Origin of the sequence: Blastococcus sp. MG754426 (genome assembly GCF_021699055.1) — a bacterium.
GTDB lineage: Bacteria > Actinomycetota > Actinomycetes > Mycobacteriales > Geodermatophilaceae > Blastococcus.
Window position 1 is genome coordinate 1 of record NZ_SSXC01000078.1, and the last position, 22,032, is coordinate 22,032.

15 protein-coding genes and 1 pseudogene are annotated in these 22,032 nt (G+C 75.3%); 9 read left to right on the plus strand and 7 right to left on the minus strand.

Features of this window, described 5'->3' with window-relative positions:
• Positions 1-124: 124 nt before the first annotated feature.
• Positions 125-1,483 (plus strand): IS1380 family transposase, encoded by a 1,359-nt coding sequence (locus E9549_RS19045; protein ID WP_236828170.1) that lies wholly within the window; start codon positions 125-127, stop codon positions 1,481-1,483.
• Between the two features lie 128 nt (positions 1,484-1,611).
• Here E9549_RS19045 and E9549_RS19050 read toward each other — a convergent pair whose 3' ends face one another.
• Positions 1,612-1,923, minus strand: coding sequence for a hypothetical protein (locus E9549_RS19050; protein WP_236828171.1), 312 nt, complete (start codon positions 1,921-1,923; stop codon positions 1,612-1,614).
• A 177-nt stretch (positions 1,924-2,100) separates the two neighbouring features.
• Here E9549_RS19050 and E9549_RS19055 point away from each other — a divergent pair, with 177 nt between their 5' ends.
• The 4 genes from E9549_RS19055 (at position 2,101) to ppk2 (ending at position 6,052) form a co-directional block, all read left to right on the plus strand.
• Positions 2,101-2,865, plus strand: coding sequence for an alpha/beta fold hydrolase (locus tag E9549_RS19055; RefSeq protein WP_236828172.1), 765 nt, complete (start codon positions 2,101-2,103; stop codon positions 2,863-2,865).
• Between the two features lie 52 nt (positions 2,866-2,917).
• Positions 2,918-3,805: an alpha/beta fold hydrolase gene (locus tag E9549_RS19060; protein ID WP_236828173.1), complete on the plus strand. Its 888-nt coding sequence runs from the start codon at positions 2,918-2,920 to the stop codon at positions 3,803-3,805.
• Positions 3,806-3,924: 119 nt separating this feature from the next.
• Positions 3,925-5,172, plus strand: a complete 1,248-nt coding sequence (locus tag E9549_RS19065; RefSeq protein WP_236828174.1) for an MFS transporter — start codon at positions 3,925-3,927, stop codon at positions 5,170-5,172.
• Positions 5,173-5,215: 43 nt separating this feature from the next.
• Entirely contained in the window at positions 5,216-6,052 is an 837-nt protein-coding gene (ppk2, locus tag E9549_RS19070; RefSeq protein ID WP_236828175.1) for a polyphosphate kinase 2, read from the plus strand.
• 9 nt (positions 6,053-6,061) lie between these two features.
• Here ppk2 and E9549_RS19075 read toward each other — a convergent pair whose 3' ends face one another.
• The 4 genes from E9549_RS19075 to E9549_RS19090 all read right to left on the minus strand — a co-directional run bounded on the left by E9549_RS19075 (position 6,062) and on the right by E9549_RS19090 (position 11,698).
• On the minus strand, positions 6,062-7,189 hold the full coding sequence (locus E9549_RS19075; protein ID WP_236828176.1) for an aromatic ring-hydroxylating dioxygenase subunit alpha: 1,128 nt from the start codon (positions 7,187-7,189) through the stop codon (positions 6,062-6,064).
• A complete protein-coding gene (solA, locus tag E9549_RS19080; RefSeq protein WP_236828177.1) occupies positions 7,186-8,337 on the minus strand; it encodes an N-methyl-L-tryptophan oxidase in 1,152 nt (383 codons plus the stop codon). Before solA ends, E9549_RS19075 begins: the two co-directional genes overlap by 4 nt.
• Positions 8,338-8,339: 2 nt before the next feature.
• The gene (locus tag E9549_RS19085) at positions 8,340-10,769 is read right to left on the minus strand and encodes an FAD-dependent oxidoreductase (protein WP_236828178.1); all 2,430 of its coding nucleotides are present in this window, start codon (positions 10,767-10,769) and stop codon (positions 8,340-8,342) included.
• 155 nt (positions 10,770-10,924) lie between these two features.
• The gene (locus E9549_RS19090) at positions 10,925-11,698 is read right to left on the minus strand and encodes an IclR family transcriptional regulator (protein ID WP_236828179.1); all 774 of its coding nucleotides are present in this window, start codon (positions 11,696-11,698) and stop codon (positions 10,925-10,927) included.
• Between the two features lie 112 nt (positions 11,699-11,810).
• Here E9549_RS19090 and E9549_RS19095 point away from each other — a divergent pair, with 112 nt between their 5' ends.
• Entirely contained in the window at positions 11,811-13,448 is a 1,638-nt protein-coding gene (locus E9549_RS19095; RefSeq protein WP_236828180.1) for an NAD(P)/FAD-dependent oxidoreductase, read from the plus strand.
• A gap of 48 nt (positions 13,449-13,496) precedes the next feature.
• Here the strand turns inward: E9549_RS19095 and E9549_RS19100 are convergent, their stop codons facing one another.
• Positions 13,497-15,263: a bifunctional diguanylate cyclase/phosphodiesterase gene (locus tag E9549_RS19100; protein WP_236828181.1), complete on the minus strand. Its 1,767-nt coding sequence runs from the start codon at positions 15,261-15,263 to the stop codon at positions 13,497-13,499.
• 166 nt (positions 15,264-15,429) lie between these two features.
• Here E9549_RS19100 and E9549_RS19105 point away from each other — a divergent pair, with 166 nt between their 5' ends.
• On the plus strand, positions 15,430-17,355 hold the full coding sequence (locus tag E9549_RS19105; protein ID WP_236828182.1) for a S9 family peptidase: 1,926 nt from the start codon (positions 15,430-15,432) through the stop codon (positions 17,353-17,355).
• Between the two features lie 40 nt (positions 17,356-17,395).
• Here the strand turns inward: E9549_RS19105 and E9549_RS19110 are convergent, their stop codons facing one another.
• Positions 17,396-17,929, minus strand: a complete 534-nt coding sequence (locus E9549_RS19110; RefSeq protein ID WP_236828183.1) for an NUDIX hydrolase family protein — start codon at positions 17,927-17,929, stop codon at positions 17,396-17,398.
• 116 nt (positions 17,930-18,045) lie between these two features.
• Here E9549_RS19110 and E9549_RS19115 point away from each other — a divergent pair, with 116 nt between their 5' ends.
• Entirely contained in the window at positions 18,046-19,971 is a 1,926-nt protein-coding gene (locus tag E9549_RS19115) for a primary-amine oxidase (protein ID WP_236828184.1), read from the plus strand.
• A gap of 50 nt (positions 19,972-20,021) precedes the next feature.
• Positions 20,022-22,032, plus strand: a pseudogene (locus E9549_RS19120) (cation-translocating P-type ATPase); the annotation flags it as partial.

Genomic DNA, 22,032 nt, shown 5'->3' on the forward strand with positions numbered 1-22,032 from the left:
GCTGAGCCTGAATCCACCGGTCCTGAGCGGGTGATCGGTGTGGCAACGAGAAGAGGGTGCTTCTGAGCTGGACGATCACGGTTACCAGGCCAAGATCGTCACAGGAATCAGGAGCACCCTCTTGGTGCGAGCATCGCATGACCTCAGCCGTGTTGTGGTCAGCGCGGACGACGCGTCGTTGGTGGCCGACGCCGGACTGTTGCTGCCGGCGCTGCTCGGGCAGCGGCTGGGCCTGCCGGACCTGCTTGATCAGCGGGTGACCGGCGGTCCGCATCCGGCGGAGAAGTGTCTGACGGTGCTCCATTCGGCGATGGCCGGTGGCGACTGCATTGACGACGTCGACGCGCTACGGGCCGGCGCCACGCAGGCCGTGCTCGGGCACCGGGTGGCCGCGCCCTCGACGGTGGGCACGTTTCTGCGCTCGCTGGGCTGGGGGCACGCCCGCCAACTCGACGCGGTCAGCCGCGAGCTACTCGCCCGCGCCGCCGATATCGGGGCGATCGAGGCCAGCTCGACCGACCCGTTCGTGCTCGATATCGACGCGACCCTGGTGGAGACCTACGGGCTGGCCAAGCGCGGTGGCGCGCAGGTGATGCGCACCGGCCGGCGCGGCTACCACCCGATCCTGGCCGTCGCCGCCGGCACCGGGGACGTGTTGCACGCCAGGTTGCGCCGGGGTCGCAGCAACGACGCCTCCGGCGCGCCGGCGTTCGTCACCGAGACCATCTCCCGGGTGCGCGCGGCGGGGGTGGCCGGATCGATGGTGCTGCGCGCCGACACCGGCTTCTACCTCGCCGACGTGCTCGGCGCCTGCACCCGGGCGAAGGTCGGGTTCTCGATCGGCGCCCGGATGATCGGTCGGATGCGTGCGCTGATCGCCGATCTGGACGAGTCGGCGTGGACACCGGTGCCCTACTTCGAGCCCGGCGCCGCGGTCGCCGAGATCGGCTGGCTGGCCTTCGACGCCCAGCAGCGCAAGGGCAAGGGCTGGCGGGGCAACGGCACCTGGGTACGGCTCATCGTGCGCCGCACACCCACCCCACCCGGCCTCCGCAACCCCGACCAGCAGGCGCTGTTCCCGACGTTCGAGTACCACCCGTTCATCACCGACCAGCCCGGCGATCCCGTCGCACTGGACCGGTTCCACCGCGCTCACGCCGAGGTCGAACTCGCCATCCGAGACCTGAAGTACGGGCTGGCGCTGAACCACCTGCCGACCAAGAGCTTCGCCGGTAACCACGCCTGGCTGGTGCTGCAGACCATCGCGCACAACCTCGGCCGCTGGACCGCCCGCCTCGGCGAGCTCGCGGCCACCCCACGGCAAACGATCAAGACTTTGCGCCGTCGAGTCCTCGCCGTTCCCGCTCGGCTGGCCCGGCACGCCCGACGCCTCGTCCTGCGCCTGCCGCAGCTGTGGCCCTGGGCCGATCAGCTGACCGCGGCCCTCACCCGGCTACGCGCCCTACCCGGACCCGCCGGCTGACCCGCGCAATCTCCCCGGCCACCCACGATCGGAGACTCGGAAACCCAGGTCCCGGCCCACGCACGCCCACCCACCGAAACCAAGATCAAGAAACCGTCCCCTGCACTACCGACTCCGAATCGGTGGATTCAGGCTGAGGCCGTGCCCGCCGTCGCCAGCGCGGTGAGGGTGTCGAGCAGGTTCATCGCCGCCACCGCGGCGAGCCCCCGGTCGACCTCCTCGTCGGTCTTCGCGGTCAGCGCCAGCGCGGACACCACCAGGGCCCGGCTGCCGAACAGCCGCTGCAGCTGCAGCCCCGACGGCGACACCGGGACGCCGTAGCTCTTCGCCACCGTCCGCGGCGACAGCACGCTGATCGCGCCGAACGCCGCCCCGACGGCACCCAGCGCCTGCGCCATCGACTTCTTCGACGTCTCCGCAGCGGTCTTCTTCTTGGCCATCGTCAACTCCCGAAAACGGACTGTGGACGGCGTGGGCTCCACCGCACCGGCCACTCAACCAGCGCCGACGCCGGTCCGCAGCGCGAGCATCGGCACCGGCCGCTAGCGTCCCCGACCATGACCGCCGGCCCCCGCAACCCCGGGTCGCACCCCCTCCCGACGCGCGACCGGTAGACCGTGCCGCCCGAGGTCGAGCTGCAGCACCGGCCCACCTCCTGGGGCACCATGCGCAGCCGGGTCGTCGGCACTGCACGCCCGGGCGTCCCCGAGGTCGTCGTCGTCCACGGGCTGGCCGTCGCCAACTACCTGGAGCCCGCCGTCGGCGAGCTCGGCGCCTGGACCCGCGCGCACCTCGTCGAGCTGCCCGGCTTCTCCGGCAGCGCCGACCCGCCGCATCCGATGGACGTCGGCGACCACGCCGACGCCGTCGCCGAGTGGCTGGCCGCCGCGGAACTGGACGACGTCGTCCTCGTCGGGCACTCCAGCGGCACCCAGGTCGCCGCGCACGTCGCCGTCCGCGAACCCGACCTCGTGCGCGCGCTGGTGCTCGCCAGCCCCACCATGGACCCTGCCTACCGCAGCATGCGCCGCGTCCTGCTCGCCTGGCGCCGCAACCACGAGCTCGAGCCGCCGGAGCTCGACGTCCAGCACACCCCGGACCGGCAGCGCGCCGGGCTGCGCCGGGTCCGGCACGCCCTGGCCGTCCACCTGAAGGACCGCCTCGAGGACACCGTCGAGCGCGTCCCCCAGCCGGTGCTCGTCCTCCACGGCGACCGCGACCGCCTCTGCACCGAGGCCTGGGCCCGCGAGCTCGCCGGATGCGCGCGGGACGGCCGGTTCCGCAGCCTCCCCGGTGCGCACAGCTTCGTCTGGACGGCGCCCGCCGCCTGGTCCGCCCCGATCGCCGAGCTCGCCCACGAACCACCGCGCGCCGCCGATTGACCCCCAGCACGTCCACCGCCACGATGACCCCACCGACGACCGGGAGGGCGCCATGAGCAGCACGGAGACGATCCAGATCCCGCACCTCGGTGGCTCCACCATCGGCCACCGGTTCGGCCGGCCCTACGACCCGTCGCTCCCGACCCTGGTGATGGTCAACTCCTTCACCACGTCGGTCGAGCTGTACCGGCCGCAGTTCGCCGACGAGCAGCTCGCCGCCACCGCCAACCTGCTCGCCATCGAGCCGTACGGGCACGGGCGTACCCGCGCCACCTACCGGCAGTACACCTACTGGGACACCGCGATCGCCGGGCTCCAGGTGCTCGACGCCCTCGGCATCCCCGACGCGTTCGTCCTGGGCACCTCGCAGGGCGGGTGGATCGCCGCCCGCATGGCCATGCTCGCCCCCGACCGGATCAAGGGCATCATCCCGCTCGGCACCTCGATGGACTTCGAGAGCCCGCGCAGCCGCGAGCTGGGCTGCTGGAACGGCGTCGAGTTCTGCACCCCCGCCATCGACGCCCTCGCCCAGCCCGTCGGCGACGACTGGGTCATCCCGACCGAGCTGGTCGACGCGACCCTCGCCGAGGGCATGGGCGACGACGTCCCCGACGACGAGCGCGCCTTCTGGCACCGGACGCACCAGCAGAACTACACCGGTGACGACGGCCGCGAGCGGCTGCGGATCAGCAGCATCAACCTGCGTGACCGGGACGGCCTGCACGGCCGGCTGGACAGCGTGCGGTGCCCCGTCCTGTGGCTGCACGGCACCGCCGACCGCGTCTACTCGGTGCCCAACGCCGAGGCCGAGATCGGGCTCTTCACCGGCAGCCCCAAGGCCGAGCTGCGCGTCGTCGAGGGCGGCCAGCACTTCCTCAGCGCCACCCACCCCGACGTCGTGAACGCCGCCACGGTGGAGTTCATCGACCGCTGGAAGTAGCGCCGCCGAGGGGGCGTCGCGCTAGGCTCGCGGGCGTCCCGAACGTCCGTGTGTAACTACCTGCTGCCGGCCCGACCGGCGGATCAAGGCGGCACGCCCGATCCGCAGCAGCAGAGGTCATGTTCCGCACGCGCCCCACCACCTCGGCGGTCGTCCGCTCCGCCGGGCTCTCCTACTTCCCGCTCGCCTTCGTCGCGCGGCTCCCCTTCGCGATGATGACCGTCGGGGTGCTCACCCTGGTCGTCGCCGAGCGCGGCTCGGTCACCCTCGGCGGGCTCAACTCCGCCGTCGCCGGCATCGGCACCGCGTTCGCCGGCCCGCTGCTCGGGGCCGCGGCCGACCGCTTCGGCCAGCGCCGCGTCCTCGTCCCGGTCGGGCTCCTCCACGGCGCCCTGCTGGCCGCCTTCCCGCTCGTCGTCGCGAGCACCGCCGCCGACGCCGCCGTCCTCGCGCTCTCGGTGCTCATCGGCATGTCCGCGCCGCAGGTCGCCCCCATGTCGCGCACCCGGCTGATGGCCGTCATCCGCCGCACCGTGCAGCGCGACCGCCGCCGGCGGGCGCTCGACGGGACGATGGCCTACGAGTCCGCCGCCGACGAGATGGTCTTCATCGTCGGCCCGTTCCTCGTCGGGCTGCTCGCCACCGCGATCGCCCCGTGGGTCGCCATCGCCGGCGCCGCCGCGCTCACCCTCGTCTTCGTCACCGCCTTCGCGCTGCACCCCACCGGCCGGCTCCAGCCCGGCGCGCAGCACAGCAGCGGGACCCAGGCGCCCGCCCGCGAGCTGGCCCGCTTCCCGCTGCTCACCGTCGTCGCCGGCACCCTCGGCGTCGGGCTCTTCTTCGGCGCGACCCTCACCTCGCTCACCGGTTTCCTCGCCGCGGACGGCGGCAGCGGCGACCGCGCCGGCCTCCTCTACGGCGTCATGGGCATCGGGTCGGCGGTGCTGGCGCTGGGCACCGCGGCCCTCCCCCAGCGGTTCACCCTCCGGGCGCGGTGGGCGGCGTTCGGATCGCTGCTGCTCGCCGGCGCGCTGCTCTACGCGACGGCGCGCTCGGTGCCGGCGCTCGTCGTCGCCCTCGCCGTCCTCGGCTGCGGCGTCGGGCCGACGCTGGTCACCCTCTACAGCGTCGGCGCGCTGCTCAGCCCCGCCGGCCGCTCGGCGACCACCATGACGATGCTCGGCTCCGCGGTCGTCGTCGGCCAGGCGCTCGCCTCCGCGGTCACCGGCGTCGTCGTCGACCGGCTCGGCACCGCCACCGCGCTCGCCGCCCCGGCGCTGGCCGCCGCCCTCGTGGTCGCCGCCGCGGCGGCGTACGCCGCGACGCAGCCGCGGGTCACCCCGCAGCCCGAGCCGGTCCCCGCCTGAGCCGAGGCTTGCCACCGCCGCGCGGACGGCGCGATGCTGGCCCATGGCCCCAGCAGCGCGGACCACCCGTTCCGTCGAGGACACCCCGGCCTCGACCCGCAAGGTCGACACGGCGTACTACGAGGAGGAACTGGCCCGGCTGCAGATCGAGCTGGTCAAGCAGCAGGAGTTCATCCGCGCGCGCGGCCTCAAGGTGGCGGTGGTCTTCGAGGGCCGCGACGCCGCCGGGAAGGGCGGAGCGATCCAGCGGATCACCGAGACCCTCAACCCCCGCGCCGCCCACGTCGTCGCACTGCCGGCGCCGACCGAGCGCGAGAAGACCCAGTGGTACTTCCAGCGCTACGTCGCCCACCTCCCCGCGGCCGGCGAGATGGTCCTGTTCGACCGCTCCTGGTACAACCGCGCCGGCGTCGAGCGGGTCATGGGCTTCGCGACCGAGGAGGAGGTGCAGGAGTTCCTCCGCTCCTGCCCGGAGTTCGAGCGGATGCTCGTGCGCAGCGGCATCACGCTGATCAAGTACTGGTTCTCCGTCAGCGACACCGAGCAGGAGAAGCGCTTCCAGGGCCGGGTCAAGGACCCGACGAAGCGCTGGAAGCTCAGCCCGATGGACCTCGAGGCCCGCAACCGCTGGGTGGACTTCTCCCGCGCCAAGGACGCGATGTTCGCCGCCACCGACATCCCCGAGGCCCCGTGGTGGGTGGTCGACGCCGAGGTCAAGAAGCGGGCCCGGCTGAACGTCATCACGCACCTGCTGGCGCAGGTCCCCTACGAGGACCTCACCCCCGAGGCCCCGAAGCTGCCGCCGCGACCGCCGATCGAGAGCGACTACGTGCGCCCGCCGATCGAGAGCCAGAACATCGTGCCCGACGTCGTCCCCTGAGGGCGGAGGTCACAACTCCCCGAGCCGCCCGCGCAGCCAGTCGTGGAACAGGGCCAGGTGGTGCTCGACGGGCACGAGCACGCCGCCGGCCGCGTAGGCCCGCGAGCTCATGCCCGGCTGGGTGCGCTCGCAGGCGGCGAAGTCCTGCTGGTTGACGCGGTGGAACAGCTCCACCGACCGGGAGACGTCCAGCCCCGCCTCGACCACCTCCGGCGCGTACAGCCAGTCGCACTCGACCACCGTCCGGTCCACGGCCAGCGGCGTCATCCGCAGCAGGATCACGTGGTCGGGCACCAGGTTGAGGAAGACGGCGGGCTTGATCGTGGCCGCGTAGTAGCGCCGGTCCCGGTCCGGGTCGATCCCCGGCAGCGCCGGGAAGCCAGCCGAGCCGTCCACGGTGAACCCCTCGGCGGACGGCGCGAACTCCGCCCCGTGCCCGACGAAGGACTGGGCGGCCCACCCGCGGCTGAACTCCGGCAGGACGTCGGTCAGCTCGGGGTGGATGGTCGCGCAGTGGTAGCACTCCATGAAGTTCTCGACGACAAGCTTCCAGTTGGTCGCGACGTCGTAGCGGATCCGCCGGCCGAGGGCCAACCGCCCCACGTCGTACCCCTCGATCGCCGCCGGGTCGCCGAGCCGCTCGGTCACCGCACCCACCACGTCGTCCTCGAACGACGGCGGGTCGTCGGCCAGGCACACCCACGCGTAGCCCAGCCACTCGCGCAGGGCCACCGGCACCAGGCCGTTGGCCACCCGGTCGACGTCGGGCATCCGCGCCAGGTTCGGTGCGGCCACCAGGGATCCGTCCAGCCCGAACGACCAGGCGTGGTACGGGCAGCGCAGCGTGCGGGTCACCTGCCCGGACTCCTCGCTGCACAGCTGCGCGCCGCGGTGCCGGCACACGTTGAGGAACGCCCGCAGCGCACCGTCCCGGCCGCGCACCACCAGCACGCTCTCCCGTCCGACCTGCACCCGCCGGAAGCTGCCGGGATCGGCGACCTCGTCGGTGCGGGCGACGCACTGCCACATCACCTCGAACACCCGCTCCTGCTCGCGGGTGAACAGCGCCGGGTCGGTGTAGTACCGCCCGGCCAGGGTCGGCATCAGGCTCGAGGCGGCGGGGAGGGTCGCGGTCACGAGGATGCCTCCAGTGCGGGCCGGCGGGGGTCGAACAGGCCGATCGGGTGCCTCGTCGTCCCCGTGGTGGCGAGGTCGGCGAGGATCTCGCCGACCACCGGCACGAACTTGAAGCCGTGCCCGGAGAAGCCGCAGGCCACGGTCACCTGCGGGTGCTCGGGGTGCGGCGCGATGACGAAGTGCTCGTCGGGCGTCGTCGTGTACATGCAGGTGGCGGCCTTCAGGAACCGCCCCGGCAGGGTCGGCAGCACCCCGGCCAGGTGCCCGGCCATCGCCGCGACCTCCTCGGGGTGCACCTCCCGGTCGATCGTCCCCGGCGTGCACGGGACCCCCCGCCGGAAGAAGGCCACCTTCGCCCCGCCGTCCGGGCCGTCGATCGCCGGGAAGCCGTAGACCTGGGTGCCGTCGGCCGCCTCGTGGATGTAGATCGGGTGCCGGTCCGGCGTCCAGGCACCGGTGCCGCCGGCCGGCTGGAACCAGTACATGACCTGGCGCTCCACGGTCAGCGGGACGCCGAGGTCGGCCAGCACCTCCGGTGCCCACGATCCGGGGCTGACCACCAGCGCTCCCGCCTCGTACTCGCCCGCCGCCGTCCGCACCCGCACCCCGCCGCCCGGGGTCGCCGTCCACCCCAGGGCCGGCTCGGAGAAGCGCAGCTCGGCGCGGCGCGAGAAGGCGAGGTCCAGGTGCGCGGACACGGTGGCCTCCGGGCGGGCGAAGCCCGCGGCGGCCTCGACGAGCCCCACCTCGTCGTCGGCCGGGGTCAGCGTCGGGAAGCGGCGGCGGACCTCTCCCGCGTCGAGCAGCTCGTGCGCCAGCCCCCACTCCTGCGCCGCCCGCAGGCTGCCGGCGACCGTGCGGCTGCCGGGTCGGCCGAGGAACACCCCGCCGGTGCGCACCAGCACGTCGGTGCCGGAGTCGGCGCACAGCTGGTCCCACAGCTCGTAGGCGCGCAGCAGCAGCGGCACGTAGGCGGGGTCCTCGAAGTAGGCCTGCCGGGTGATCCGGGAGCCGCCGTGGCTGGACCCCTGGTCGTGCGCCGGGCCGAACCGCTCCAGCCCGAGCACCCGCTGCCCGCGGGCGGCCAGGTGCGCGGCCGCCGCGCTGCCCATGCCGCCCAGCCCCAGGACGATGACGTCGTAGGCCACGGTCAGCACCGCATCCGCGCGCCGGCGGGGTCGACCAGCGGCTCGGCGGTCACCGTCGCCGCGACCGGCTCCCCGAACCAGTCGATCGTCACGGCGGTGCCGGGCCCGGCGACCGACGCGGGCAACCAGGCGTAGGCGACCGTCCGGCCGATCGTGGCGCCGAACCCCGCGCTGGTGACGTGGCCGACCGGCGTCCCGCCGACCCGCACCGGCTCGCGACCGAGCACCGTCGTCGCCGGATCGTCGAGGACCAGGCAGGCCAGCCGCCGGTCGTGCGGACGGCGCTCGAGCGCCCCCTGCCCGACGAACTCCTTGCCCTGCCGGACGGCGAACTCCAGCCCCGCCTCGACCGGGTCGTGCTCGGTCGTCATGTCGACCCCCCAGGCGCGGTAGCCCTTCTCCAGCCGCAGGCTGTCGAAGGCGCGGCGGCCGGCGGCGACCACACCGTGCCGCTGCCCGGACTCCCACAGCACGTCCCACAGCCGCAGCCCGGTGGCCGCGTCGGTGTACAGCTCCCAGCCGAGCTCGCCGACGTAGGACACCCGCAGCGCGGTCACCGGCACCCCGCCGACGAACAGCTCCCGCGCCCGGAAGTACCCGAACGCCCCGTGCGAGACGTCGCTGCCCGTCAGCGGCTGCAGGACGTCGCGCGCCCGCGGGCCCCACAGCCCGATGCCGCAGGTGCCGGCGGTGGCGTCCCGCAGCTGGACCGAGCCGTCGTCCGGCGCGTGCTGCCGGAGCCAGTCGAGGTCGAGCGGGCCGTTGGCGCCCACCTGGAACCGCTGCTCCCCCAGCCGGGCGACGGTCAGGTCGCTGCGGATCCCGCCGGCGGCGTCCAGCAGCAGCGTGTAGACGACCCGGCCGACCGGCTTGGCGACGTCGTTGGTGGTCAGCCGCTGCAGGAAGCCGCACGCGCCCGGACCGGTCACCTCGATCCGGGTCAGCGGGGTCATGTCGTACATCGCCACGCGCTCCCGGGTGGCCAGCGCCTCGGCGGCCACGGTCGGCGACCACCACCGCGCCGCCCACGCGTCGCGCGGCGGCAGGTCCAGCCCCTCGGCCAGCGGCGCGTTGGCCTCGAACCACAGCGGCCGCTCCCAGCCGCCCGCCTCGGTGAGGACGGCGCCGAGCTCCTGCTGCCGGGGGTGGAAGGGGCTCACCCGCAGCGGGCGCAGCACCGACGGCGGGTCCAGCGGGTGGACGACGTCGTAGACCTCGACGAACTGCTGCGCCCCCCGCCCGGCGACGTACTCCGGCGAGAGCTGGACGTCGGTGAACCGGTGCAGGTCGCACTCGTGCACGTCGGTGCGCGGCTGCCCCTCGACCAGCCACTCGGCCAGCGCCTTCGCCACCCCGGCCGAGTGGGTCACCCACACCGCCTCGGCGACCCAGAAGCCGGGCAGGTCGCGGTGCTCGCCGAGCAGCGGCATGCCGTCGGGGGTGAAGGAGAAGACGCCGTTGATGCCGGTCTCGACCTCCGTGCCGGCGAGCCCGGGCAGGAGCGCGAGGCTCTGCTTCCAGGCGTCCGCGAAGTCGTCGGGCGTGAAGGGCAGGCAGCTGTTCTCGTGCGCCTCGGTCTCGGCCGCGGTCACCGGCATCGGCCGGTGGCCGTAGGAGCCGATGCCGATCCGGTCGCGGTGCTCGCGGTAGTACAGGTCGGCGTCCTGGTGCCGCAGGATCGGCGCGCTGATCTCCCGGGTGGCGCCGGCCAGGGCCGGCACCGGCGCCGTCGTCGCGTACTGGTGCGCCAGCGGCTGCAGCGGCACGGTCAGCCCGGCGAGCGCGCCGACGTCCGGGCCCCAGAAGCCGGCGGCGCAGACGACGACGTCGGCCGGCACGAACCCCTGGTCGGTGTGCACGCCCGAGACCCGCCCGGCGGCCGAGGCGACACCGGTGACGCGGTGCCGGGCCAGGAAGCGGGCGCCCCGCCCGATCGCCCGCCGCGCCTGCGCCTCCCCGGCCGGGACCGCGTGCGCCAGCCCGTCGCTCGGCACGTGCAGCCCACCCAGCACGGCGCCCGGGTCGAGCAGCGGGTGCAGCCGGGCGCACTCGTCCGGGTCGACCAGCCGCGCCTCGACGCCCCAGGAGGTGGCCAGGCCGTGCCGGCGGGCCAGGTCGGCCCAGCGCTCCGGCGTCGTCGCCACCTCCAGGCCGCCGACCGGCCGGAAGACCGGTGCGCCGTCGAGCGCGAGGCCGCTCAGCTTGCCGACGGTGTAGCTGGCGAACTCGGCGAGCGTCTTCGACGGGTTGGTCTGGAAGACCAGGCCCGGGGCGTGTGAGCTCGACCCGCCGGCCGCGAACAGCGGGCCCCGGTCGAGCACGGTGACGTCGGTCCAGCCGCGCGCGGTGAGCTCGTCGGCCAGCGAGCACCCGACGATGCCGGCGCCGATGACCACGACGCGGGGCGACGTGCTGCGGGGAGCCATGTCCATGGCCACGCCCTTCGTCCGTTGCGGTGTCCGCAACTGCTGGCGGGATGCGCAACAGGGTCCGGAGCGGTTCCGCAGCCCGTCAAGAGGCGGCAGCGTGTCGGCGCGAGTCCTGACACGGTGTTCACACCGGCGACACGGAGCGCCGCCCCGGTGCCTCAGCCGAGCTGCCGGCCGGTCTCCGTGGCGACGGCGCACAGCCGCTCCGCGACGTCGTCGAACCGGTCGCGGGGCAGCCGGTAGGACGGCGCAGACACGCTGAGCGCGGCGACCAGCCGCCCGTCCGGCGCGCACACCGGCGCGGCCACCGCGTTGAGGCCCAGCTCCAGCTCCCCCTCGGTGGCCGCCCAGCCCTGCTCGCGGACCCCGGCCAGCACCTCGTCGAGGACCGCGGCGTCGGTGATCGTCGACGGGGTGTACCGCTCCAGCGGAGTGGCGGACAGGGCCGCGCGCGCAGCCGCCGGCCCGTACGCGAGCAGCACCTTGCCGCTGGAGGTGGCGTGCAGCGGCGTGCGCCGGCCCACCCAGTTCAGCACGCCGACCGACGCGCTGCCCTGCACCTGGCTGATGTTGACCGCGCTGTCGCCGTCGAGCACCGCGAGGTTGACCGTCTCGTCGAGCTCGGCCGCCAGCCGCTCGCACACCTCGCGCCCGACCCGGCTGAGGTCCAGCTGCGCCGCGCTCGCCCCGGCCAGGCGCACCAGCCCGAAGCCGAGCCGGTAGGTGCCCCGCTCCCCCAGCTGCTCGACCAGCCCGTGCGCCTCCAGGGTGGCCAGCAGCCGGGAGGCGGTGGACTTGTGCACGCCGAGCTCGGCGCCGAGGTCGGTGGCACCCGCGCTGCCGCGGTCGGCCAGGAGGGAGAGCATCGCCAGCGCCCGGTCGACGGACTGGACGAGCGGGGGTTGGCCGTCGCCGTCGGCGCCGTTGCGCATGACGCAACGCTAGCCGAGGACGGGGCCATCAGGGCCACCGACGCGGGTGCCGCGGCCGGCCGTCGTCCGCGGGCGGTTTCGCTCCCCTTCGGAACGGGGCAGTGCCACACCCATGGCCGCTCACGACGTCGTCCTCATCGGCAGCGGGATCAACTCCCTGGTCGCCGGCGCCACCCTCGCCAAGGCCGGGCGGGACGTCGGCATCTACGAGAGAGCACCTCGCCTCGGCGGGGCGATCCGCACCGAGACCGGCACCCCGGCGCCGGGCTTCACCACCGACCTCTTCTCCTGCTGGCACCCGCTGTTCGTCGGCGGCCCCGCCTACCCGACGCTGGCCGACGACCTCGCCGCCCGCGGCGTCGTCTACCGCAACACCGACCTCCCGGCCGCGGCCGCGCTGCGCGACGGGTCGACGGCGGTGCTCTCCACCGACGCCGACGTCACCGCCGCCGACTTCGACCGGCTCTCCCCCGGCGACGGCGACGCCTGGCGCACCTTCCTCGAGGACTTCGGCAGCCGGGCCGGGATCGCCTTCGGCGCGCTGGGCACCGAGCTCCTCTCGCTGGACGGGCTGAAGCTCGCGGGCCAGGCGGTCCGCCGGCTCGGGCCCCGCGGGTTGCAGCAGTTCGGCGCCGAGGGGCTGGAGTCCGCCCGCACCTGGCTCTCGGGCACCTTCGACTCCCCGACCGTGCACGGGCTGCTCTCCCCGTGGGTCGGCCACGAGGGGCTGGGCCCCGACGATGCGCTCAGCGGCTTCATCAACAAGGTGATCGCGCTGGCGCTGGCGCAGGGCGGCTGCCCGGTGCCCGAGGGCGGCGGCGTGCGGCTGGTCGAGGCGCTGGCCGGCATCGTCACCGACGCCGGCGGCACCACCCGCACCGGCGCCGACGTCGTCGCGATCCAGACGTCCGGGGGGCGGGCGACCGGTGTCCGGCTGGCCGACGGCGAGGTCGTGACCGCGCGGGAGGCGGTGCTGGCCGGCGTCACCCCGCAGCAGCTGTACCTGGAGCTGCTGGACGGCGTCCCGGCGGTGCCCGACCGGGTGCGCGAGGCGGCCCGCGGCTTCCGCTACGGCCGCGGCGACATGCAGGTCCACCTGGCGCTGTCGGAGCCGCCGCGCTGGGCGGAGGACCACGACCGGCTGTCCCGCGCGGCCATCGTGCACGTCAGCGACGGGCTGGACAGCGTCAGCCGCGCGGTCAACGAGGCGCAGCGCCACCAGCTGCCGGTGCACCCGACGATCGTCGCCGGGCAGCCCGCCGCGCTGGACCCGACCCGCGTGCCGGACGGCGCCGGCGTGCTCTGGCTGCAGCTGCAGGAGACCCCCGGCCGGCCGACGGGCGACGCCGCCGGGAGCATCGACGTCGGCGACGGCACCTGGACCGAGGGGCTGCGCGAGCGGTACGCCGACCGGGTCGTCAAGGAGCTCTCCCGGCACGTGACCAACCTGGACTCCGCGCTGATCGCCCGCCGGGTGCTCTCCCCGGCCGACCTGCAGTCGTGGAACCGCAACCTGGTCGACGGCGACCCGTACGCCGGCGCCTGCACCATCGACCAGTTCCTGCTGTGGCGGCCCACCCCGCAGACCCGCGGGCACCGCACCGCCGTCGACGCGCTGTGGCACATCGGCGCCTCCACCCACCCGGGCCCGGGCCTGGGCGGGGCGAGCGGGCTGCTGGCTGCCCACCAGGTGCTCCGGGCGGCCGAGCCCGGGCTGCTCGCGGCCGGCCGCCGGATGCTGGGCCGCTGACCGGGCCCCGGGCCCGCAGGGAGCCCGCGTACGTCCCGACGTCGGGGGTCAGGCGGGCTGGGCGAGCGGCGCCAGCTCGGCCGCCAGCTCCGCCACCGGGCGGGGCCGGCCGAACAGGTGGCCCTGTGCCAGCGGGCAGCCCAGCGTGGCCAGCGCCCGCGCCTGCTCCTCGGTCTCCACGCCCTCGGCGACGACCACCAGGTCCAGCGAGTCGGCCAGCGCCATGACGCTGCGCAGCAGCCGCGCCCGCCGCGTCGAGGTCGTGATCGCCGAGACGAACGAGCCGTCCAGCTTCAGGTAGTCGGTGGGCAGCGTGTCCAGGCGCGCGAGCGCCGAGTACCCGGTGCCGAAGTCGTCGATCGCCACCCGGAGCCCGTGCGCGCGGAGCTCCCGCAGCGCCCGCACCGACCGCGCGGTCTCCGCCTCGACCAGGGTCTCGGTCACCTCGACGACGGTGCGCTCCGCCGGCCAGCCGGTGGCCGCGAGCGTCGCCAGCACCCGGTCGGGGAACCCGGGGTCGTCCAGCTCCAGCCCCGACACGTTGACCGACAGGATCAGCGGGCGGCCCGTCGCCGCCGACAGCGTCCGCGCGTCCTCGCACGCCGCCGTCCAGACGAACGCGCCCAGCGCGCCCACCAGCCCCTCGCGCTCGGCCACCGGCACGAACTCCGACGGCGGCACCGGCCCGCGCCCGGGGTGCACCCAGCGCACCAGCGCCTCCACGCCCACGACCCCGCCGTCGGCCGGGGTGACCACCGGCTGCAGGTGCACCGACAGCCCGCCGGAGCGGCCGGCGGCCAGCGCCGCGGCCAGGTCACGGGCCAGCGGGCTCTGGCCCTCGGTGTCGAGCTCGCTGCGCCCGCGGCCGAGCGACTTGACCCGGTACAGCGCGGCGTCGGCGCGGCGCATGAGGTCCGAGGGCGCGTCGCCGGGCGCCAGCTGGGCCACGCCCACCGACGTGCCGATGGACGGCAGCGCCGCGCGCAGCGACTCGGCGACGGCCAGGGCCCGTCCGCCGTCGGTGCCGGGGAGCAGCAACGAGAACTCGTCACCGCCGTGCCGCGCCAGCACGGCGCCGCGGGGCAGCAGCGGCTGCCACGCGGCCGCGACCGCGCGCAGCATCTCGTCACCCGCGGCGTGCCCCTGCGAGTCGTTGACCGCCTTGAAGTGGTCGAGGTCGAACAGCGCCGCCGACAGCGGCTCGCCCGTGCGCAGCGCCGTCCGGACGGCGCCGTCGAGCGACTCGTCGAAGCCGCGCCGGTTCACCAGCCCGGTGAGGGCGTCCTGCCCGGCGCTCGCCGCCCGCCGGGCCAGCACGCCGACGGCGCCGGCCGAGCCGAGCACGAGCACCGCGAGGACGACGGCGGTCCCGACGGGGACGTCGCCGCGCAGCACCACGACCACCGTGCCGATGACGAGCATCTCGGCCAGGAAGCCCAGGGCCCACAGCAGCGGGAAGAAGAGGAAGGCGACCATCGCCGAGAACGTCGACAGCGCCAGCACCGCCACCGCGCCGTTGGCCGTGGGCGCGGAGTGTGCGTAGACGCCGATGCCGACGACGCCGAGCAGCAGGAGCACCTGGAAGAAGCCCCGCGGCACCCGGTGGCCCCAGCGGATGACCGCCAGGCCGAGCAGCGTGGTGAACGGGCCCAGGGCGGTGACCGCCGGGTGCACGGAGTCCAGGCCGCCGGGGGTCCCGAGGGCCAGGCCGACGGCGGCGACCCCGCCCATGGCGGTAAGCAGCCCCGCGGTGCGGGCCACCACCCGCGGGGTGGCGACCTCGGGGGCCATCCGGCTGATGTGCATGAGCCCCATATCGGTTGTGCACCACCGGAACTGGATGCGCGTCTCCCCCTCCGGGTGGTGGTGGACCCGGGCCCGCGGCCGCGGGCGGACGACGGCCCCCGCCGCTGCCCGGGAGCGGGACCTGTGGCAGCTTGCTCCCCGGGGAACGACGACGGGCAGGGAAGGAGCCGGCGCGGTGGCTGCAGACGTCGAGACGGGCGTGACGCCCGGCACGGGACCGGGCGGCCGCGCGGGAGCCGGTGCACGGGCGACGCCGGGCTCGGTCGAGGAGGCGGTGGCGCTCGCCGACGGCCTCGTCGACGCCTGGGGCAGCTGGGGCCCCAACATGACGCCGGACGCCCGGCAGGTCGCCTTCATCAGCGACCGCTCGGGCACGCCGCAGCTGTGGCTCCAGGACGTCGTCCTCGACGGCGCGCAGCTACCGGCCCGGCACGTGCCCCTCTCCGACGACCCGGTGGTCTCGGTGCGGTGGGCGGCCGACAGCCGCTGGCTGGCCTGCGAGGTCGCGACCGACGGCGGCGTCCGGACGGCGGTCTGGGTGGTCCGCCCCGACGGCTCCGACGCGCGCCGGGTCGCCGGCGGGCCCGACGAGCACGCCGAGCTGGGCCCGTGGACCCGCAGCGGGCACCGCTTCGTGGTCACCCTCCCCGCCACGGTGGCCGGCGGCCCCACCCGCGCCTACCTCGCCGACCCCTCCACCGGCCGGCTCGACCCGCTCGCCGAAGGCGACCTGATCCACGTCCTGGACATCTCGCTGGAGGAGCGGTTCATCGTCCTCCGCGACGGCGGACGCGGTCAGGAGTACGTCAGCGTCGTCGACCGCCTCATGGACGAGGACTTCAGCGCGCTGCCGCAGGGCGCCACCGGCTCCACCGAGGTGACGCTCATCCGACCGGCCCCGGACGACCACGCCGGGCCGGTGTACGTCTACCTCGCCTCGGACGTGGGCCTCCCCCGCCGGCAGCTCATCGGTCTCCCCTTCGGCCCCAACGGCTGGCGTGGTGAGCCGCGGACGCTCGCCGCCCGGGAGGACGCCGAGCTGGAGTTCATCGACGCCGACGACGCCGGCCGGCTGCTGCTGCTGGTGTGGAACGTGGCGGGGCGCAGCGAGCTGGAGCTCCTGGACACCGCCACCGGCGGGCGCACCCCCATCTCGGGGCTGCCAGGGCTCGTGGCCGCCGACCCGGTGCTCTCCCGTGACGGCTCCAGCGTGGTGCTGGGCGTGCAGGGCCCGACGCGCCCGCGCGAGCTGTGGCACCTGGACACCACCACCCACGCCTGGACCCGGGTCACCTCCGCCCCGCCGCTGCCCCGGCGCCGGCTCGTCGTCCCGACCCTGGAGACCTTCGCCGGGCGCGACGGGCTGCCGCTGAGCGGCTGGCTCTACCGCGCACCCGGCCGGCTGAACGGCCCCGGCCCCGTCGTCATCCACCTGCACGGCGGGCCCGAGGACCAGGAGCGGCCCACCTTCGCGCCGCAGCACCAGGCGCTGGCCGCCGCGGGGCTGAGCGTCTTCGCGCCCAACATCCGTGGCTCGTCCGGGTTCGGCCGGGAGTTCGTGCACGCCGACGACCTGCACGGCCGGTACGACGCGTTCGCCGACGTCCTGGCCGCCGCCGACCACCTCGTCGAGGCCGGCATCGCCGAGCCCGGTCTGCTCGCCGTCACCGGCCGCTCCTACGGCGGCTACCTGACCCTCGCGTCCCTGGCCTTCTCGCCCGGGGTGTTCGCGGCGGGGGTGGACGTCTGCGGCATGTCGGACCTGGTCACCTTCTACCGCGACACCGAGCCGTGGATCGCCGCGGCCGCGATCACCAAGTACGGGCACCCCGAGCGCGACCGGGCCCTGCTCGAGGCCATCTCCCCGCTGGCCTCGGCGGCCGCGATCGACGCACCCCTGCTGGTGGTGCACGGCGAGCACGACACCAACGTGCCCGTCGGCGAGGCACACCAGATCGTCGCGGCGCTGCGCGCGCTCGGCCGGCCCGTGGCCTACCTGGAGCTGCCCGGCGAGGGGCACGTCTTCCGCCAGGCGACCGCCCGGAAGGAGATGGCCGCCGCGATCACCCGCTTCCTGCACGAGCGCCTGCAGCCGGCCTGACGCCGCACGGAGGCGCCACCGCGCGGGGCCGGCCCTCCGGTCAGACGCCGACGTGCGCCAGCGCCTGCAGCAGCAGCGCGCTCTGCCCGTTCGCCAGCTCCGCGAGCACGGTCGCCTCCCGCACCTCGTCGGGGGTGAACCAGGTCAGCTCGAGCGCGTCCTGCTGCGGCGAGCAGTCGCCCTCCACCGGCACGACGTAGGCCAGCGACACGGCGTGCTGCCGCGGGTCGTGGAACGGGGTCACCCCCGGCGTCGGGAAGTACTCGGCGACGGTGAACGGCTGCGGCGCGGGCGGGACGCGCGGCAGCGCCAGCGGGCCGAGGTCCTTCTCCAGGTGCCGCAGCAGCGCCGCGCGCACGCGCTCGTGGTACAGCACCCGCCCCGAGACCAGCGCCCGCTTGATCTGACCGTCCTCGCCGGCCCGCAGCAGCAGCCCGATCGAGGTCACCGTGCCCTGCTCGTCGACCCGCACCGGCACCACGTCGACGTACAGGATCGGCAGCCGCTCGCGCGCCGCGTCCATCTCCTCGCGGGCCAGCCAGCCCCCGCCTGCCGCCGTCGTCAGCTCGGTCATGGCACCTGTCTAGCCGACGCACCCGGCGCGCGGCACCCGCGCGGCCGGACCCGCGACGTGTCCCCGGTCACGGACGCCTCTTCCGCTCCCGCAGCCCGCGGGGTAGGCAGAACACCATGACCGCCGTCACCACGGGCACGACCACCCACCCGCTCGCCCGCCTGACCGCTGAGGAGATCACCGCCGCGACGGGGATCGTCCGCGCCGCGGGTCTCTGCGGCGAGTCGGCGAAGTTCGTCTACGTCGGCCTCGAGGAGCCGCACAAGGCCCAGGTGCTGGGCTGGCAGCCGGGCGACGCCGTCGAGCGCCTGGTCCGGGCACTGCTGCTGGACCGGGCCACCGGCGCCGGGCGCGACGTCACCGTCTCGCTCACCGCCGGCGCCGTCGTCCGGGACGTCGAGCTCGACGCGGTCGCCGACGGCCAGGTGCCGATCCTGGACGCCGAGTTCGAGAGGATCGAGCCGATCCTCGCCGCCGACGAGCGCTGGGTCGCGGCGATGGCGAAGCGCGGGCTCGACGTCGCCCAGGTGCGCTGCGTGCCCCTGTCGGCCGGCTCGTACTTCGCCGACGAGGAGGGGCACCGGATGATCCGCGTGCTCGGCTTCCACCAGGCCGACCCCGAGGACCTGCCGTGGGCGCACCCCGTGGACGGTGTCGTCGCGTTCGTCGACATCACCGCCGGCGTGGCGACGGCGGTGCAGGACCACTACGACCTGGCGGTGCCCGCCGAGCGCGCCGACCTCACCCCCGAGGTCCACCCCGCCCCGGTGCGCGACCTCAAGCCGATCGAGATCACCCAGCCCGAGGGGCCGAGCTTCACCGTGACCGACGACGAGGTCAGCTGGGCCGGCTGGCGGTTCCGCATCGGCTTCGACATGCGCGAGGGCCTGGTCCTCCACCAGGTCTCGATCGACGGGCGGTCGGTGGTCCACCGCGCGTCGATCGCGGAGATGGTCGTGCCCTACGCCGACCCCTCGCCGGTGCGGTTCTGGCAGAACTACTTCGACACCGGCGAATACCTCTTCGCCCGGTACACCAACTCCCTGGAGCTGGGCTGCGACTGCCTCGGCGAGATCCACTACCTCGACGCCACGATCTCCGACGAGGACGGCGCCCCGCGCACCATCCGCAACGCGATCTGCATGCACGAGGAGGACTACGGCGTCCTCTTCAAGCACACCGACCTCTTCAACGGGATGGCCGAGACCCGGCGGCAGCGGCGGCTGGTCGTCAGCTTCTTCACCACCATCGGCAACTACGACTACGGCTTCTACTGGTACCTCTACCTCGACGGCACCATCCAGCTGGAGAGCAAGGCCACCGGCGTCGTCTTCACCTCGGCCTACCGCGGCGAGGAGCACCCGTACGCCACCGAGATCGCACCCGGCCTGGGCGCGCCGTTCCACCAGCACCTGTTCTCCGCCCGCTTGGACATGGCCGTGGACGGCGTCGACAACACCGTCTACGAGGTCGACGCCGTCCGGCAGCCGGTGAGCGACGTCAACCCGTACGGCAACGCCTTCACCCGGCGCTCGACGCCGCTGACCTCCGAGGCGGGAGCCGCGCGGCCGGCCGACAGCACCGTCGGCCGGGTGTGGCACGTGGTCAACGAGTCGAAGCGCAACCGGCTCGGTCAGCCGGTGGCGTACGCCCTGCACCCCGAGGGCGGGCCGGTGCTGCTGGCCGACGAGAGCTCCTCGGTGCACGCCCGCGCCACCTTCGCCACGAAGCACCTGTGGGTGACGCGGTACGACCCCGCCGAGCGGTACGCGGCCGGTGACTTCGTCAACCAGCACCCGGGGTCGGCCGGGCTGCCGGCGTTCGTCGCCGACGACGCGCCGCTGACCGACACCGACGTGGTGCTGTGGCACACCTTCGGCCTGACCCACTTCCCGCGCCCGGAGGACTGGCCGGTCATGCCGGTCGACTACGCCGGCTTCACCCTCAAGCCGGTCGGCTTCTTCGACCGCAACCCCTCGCTGGGCGTGCCGCGTTCGGCGTCGGCGCACTGCGCACCGGAGGACGGCGGGCACTGCTCGTAGGCCTCGCGCGAGCACCCTGCGGTTCACCGGCCGTTCACGTACCGTTTCCCGTGACCGTCGTCACGGGGGGCGCCATGGCTCTGCTCCGCCGGCTCGGCTCCGCCGCCCGCCAGGCCACGCAGGTGGCCACCGGCGCGGCCGCGGTCGCCGCCCTGCCGGTGGTCGTGGGCGCCGGCCTCGTGGGCGGGACGACGCGGGCCGCGCGCGCCGGGGTCGCCGGCTCCCTGCACCTGGCGCACGCGGCCGCCGTCTCGGGCACCCGGGCGGTCGGCACCCTCGTCACCGGCGCCGACCCGCTGCCCAGCGGACACCTGCACGACCTCGTCGACGCCGCCCGCGGCCTGCTGGAGCCCCCGCCGGCCCGGCACACCCGGCGGGTCTGGCGCGACCGGGACCGGCTGCAGGTCGAGGTCGAGGACCCCGCCGACGGCGACACCCCCGCCGCCCGCGCGGCCCTGCGCCGCCACCTCGAACGGCTCGAGGGCGTGGAGTGGGCCACGGTCAACGACGTCGTCGGCCGGGTGCTCGTCGCCGTCGACGCCCGGCGGGTCGGCATCGAGGACGTCGTCGGCGTGGTCACCGAGATCGAGCAGGCCCGCGGCGGCACCGGCGTCTTCCCCCAGCGCCCCGACCACCCGGCCGACGTCGAACCGCTGCTGGCCGCCGTCCTCGCCGCCGCCGTCGACGTCGGTGCCTTCGGCTTCGCCACCGCCGCGAGGTACCTGCCGATCCCGGCCGTCCACCGGCACGCCACCCTCGTCATGGCGCTGCTGGACACCCAGGAGTGGCTCAAGCGCGCGCTGTCGGACCGGATCGGCCCGGTCGGCACCGACCTGGTCTTCGAGGGCACCGGCGCGCTGCTGCACTCGCTCACCCAGAGCCCGGTCGTGCCGGCGCTCAACGCCACCGCCGCGGTGCAGCGGGCCCTGGAGGTGCGCGCCCGCCGCCAGGTGTGGTGCCGCCGCGAGCGGGAGCTGTGCGGCCCCGAGCCGGACGACGACGCCGCGCCCGGCCCGCTGCCCGGCCCGCGCCCCGGCGCGCTGCCGCGGGGCCCGGTCGAGACCTACCGCGACCGGCTCGGCCCGACCGAGCTCGGCGCGGCGCTCGGCCTGCTCGCGCTCACCCGCAGCCCGGGCCGGTCGGCCGACCTGATCCGGGCGCTGACCCCGAGGGCGGCGGTGCAGGGGCGGGAGTCGTTCGCCGCGACGCTGGACCTGCTGCTCTGCCGGCAGGGCGTGCTCCCCCTCGACGGCTCGGTCTACCGGCGGCTGGACCGGGTGAGCGCGGTCGTCGTCGACGCCGCGGCGCTGTGCACCGGCCCGCCGGTGGTCGTCGAGGCGGTCGCGGAGGCCGACGGGTGGGACGACGCCGCCGTCTGGTCGGCCGCGACCCGCCTGCTCACCGGCGACGGCGAGGACCGGCTGCGGCTGGGGCCGGTGCGCCGCAGCCACGACGCCCCGGGCGGCGAGGTGCGCTCGCTGCTGGAGGGGCGCCGCCGGGTCGGCAGCGTCACCGTCGCCCCCGAGCTCGACCCGCACGCCGAGGCGCTGCTCACCACCGTCGCCGACGCGGGTCTGCGGCTGGTGCTCACCCGGCACGCCGGCGCCCGCGACGTCACCGGCCTCGCCGACGACGTGACCGACCCGGGGAGTCCGCTCGCGGAGGCCGTGCGGGGGCTGCAGGCCGACGGGCACGGCGTCCTGCTCGTCTCGGCCGGCGACGGACCCGCGCTGATGGCCGCCGACGTCGCCGTGGCGCCGGTCCGGCCGGGCCGTGCGCCGGTCTGGGGCGCCGACCTGGTCACCGACCCCGGGCTCGCCGACGCCTGCCGCGTCGTCGCCGCCGTCCCCGACGCGAAGGCGGTCAGCCGCCGGGCCGCCGGGGCGGCGCTGACCGGCAACGTCCTCGGTGGGCTGCTCGCCGCCGTCGGCAGCCCGCGCACCGGCCAGGCCCGGGCGACCACGCCGGGCAAGTGGGCGACCGCGGGCACGATGGCCGCCGGCACCCGCGCCGCGGTGCGCGCCGCCCGCCGCCCGGTACCGGCCCCGACCGCGCACACCC

Coding starts and splice junctions, on each gene's coding strand:
- E9549_RS19050 (WP_236828171.1), bottom strand. CDS start 1,923: ATGGCCAAGAAGAAGACCGCTGCGGAGACGTCGAAGAAGTCGATGGCG.
- E9549_RS19060 (WP_236828173.1), top strand. CDS start 2,918: ATGAGCAGCACGGAGACGATCCAGATCCCGCACCTCGGTGGCTCCACC.
- E9549_RS19065 (WP_236828174.1), top strand. CDS start 3,925: ATGTTCCGCACGCGCCCCACCACCTCGGCGGTCGTCCGCTCCGCCGGG.
- ppk2 (WP_236828175.1), top strand. CDS start 5,216: ATGGCCCCAGCAGCGCGGACCACCCGTTCCGTCGAGGACACCCCGGCC.
- E9549_RS19085 (WP_236828178.1), bottom strand. CDS start 10,769: ATGGACATGGCTCCCCGCAGCACGTCGCCCCGCGTCGTGGTCATCGGC.
- E9549_RS19090 (WP_236828179.1), bottom strand. CDS start 11,698: ATGCGCAACGGCGCCGACGGCGACGGCCAACCCCCGCTCGTCCAGTCC.
- E9549_RS19095 (WP_236828180.1), top strand. CDS start 11,811: ATGGCCGCTCACGACGTCGTCCTCATCGGCAGCGGGATCAACTCCCTG.
- E9549_RS19100 (WP_236828181.1), bottom strand. CDS start 15,263: ATGGGGCTCATGCACATCAGCCGGATGGCCCCCGAGGTCGCCACCCCG.
- E9549_RS19110 (WP_236828183.1), bottom strand. CDS start 17,929: ATGACCGAGCTGACGACGGCGGCAGGCGGGGGCTGGCTGGCCCGCGAG.
- E9549_RS19115 (WP_236828184.1), top strand. CDS start 18,046: ATGACCGCCGTCACCACGGGCACGACCACCCACCCGCTCGCCCGCCTG.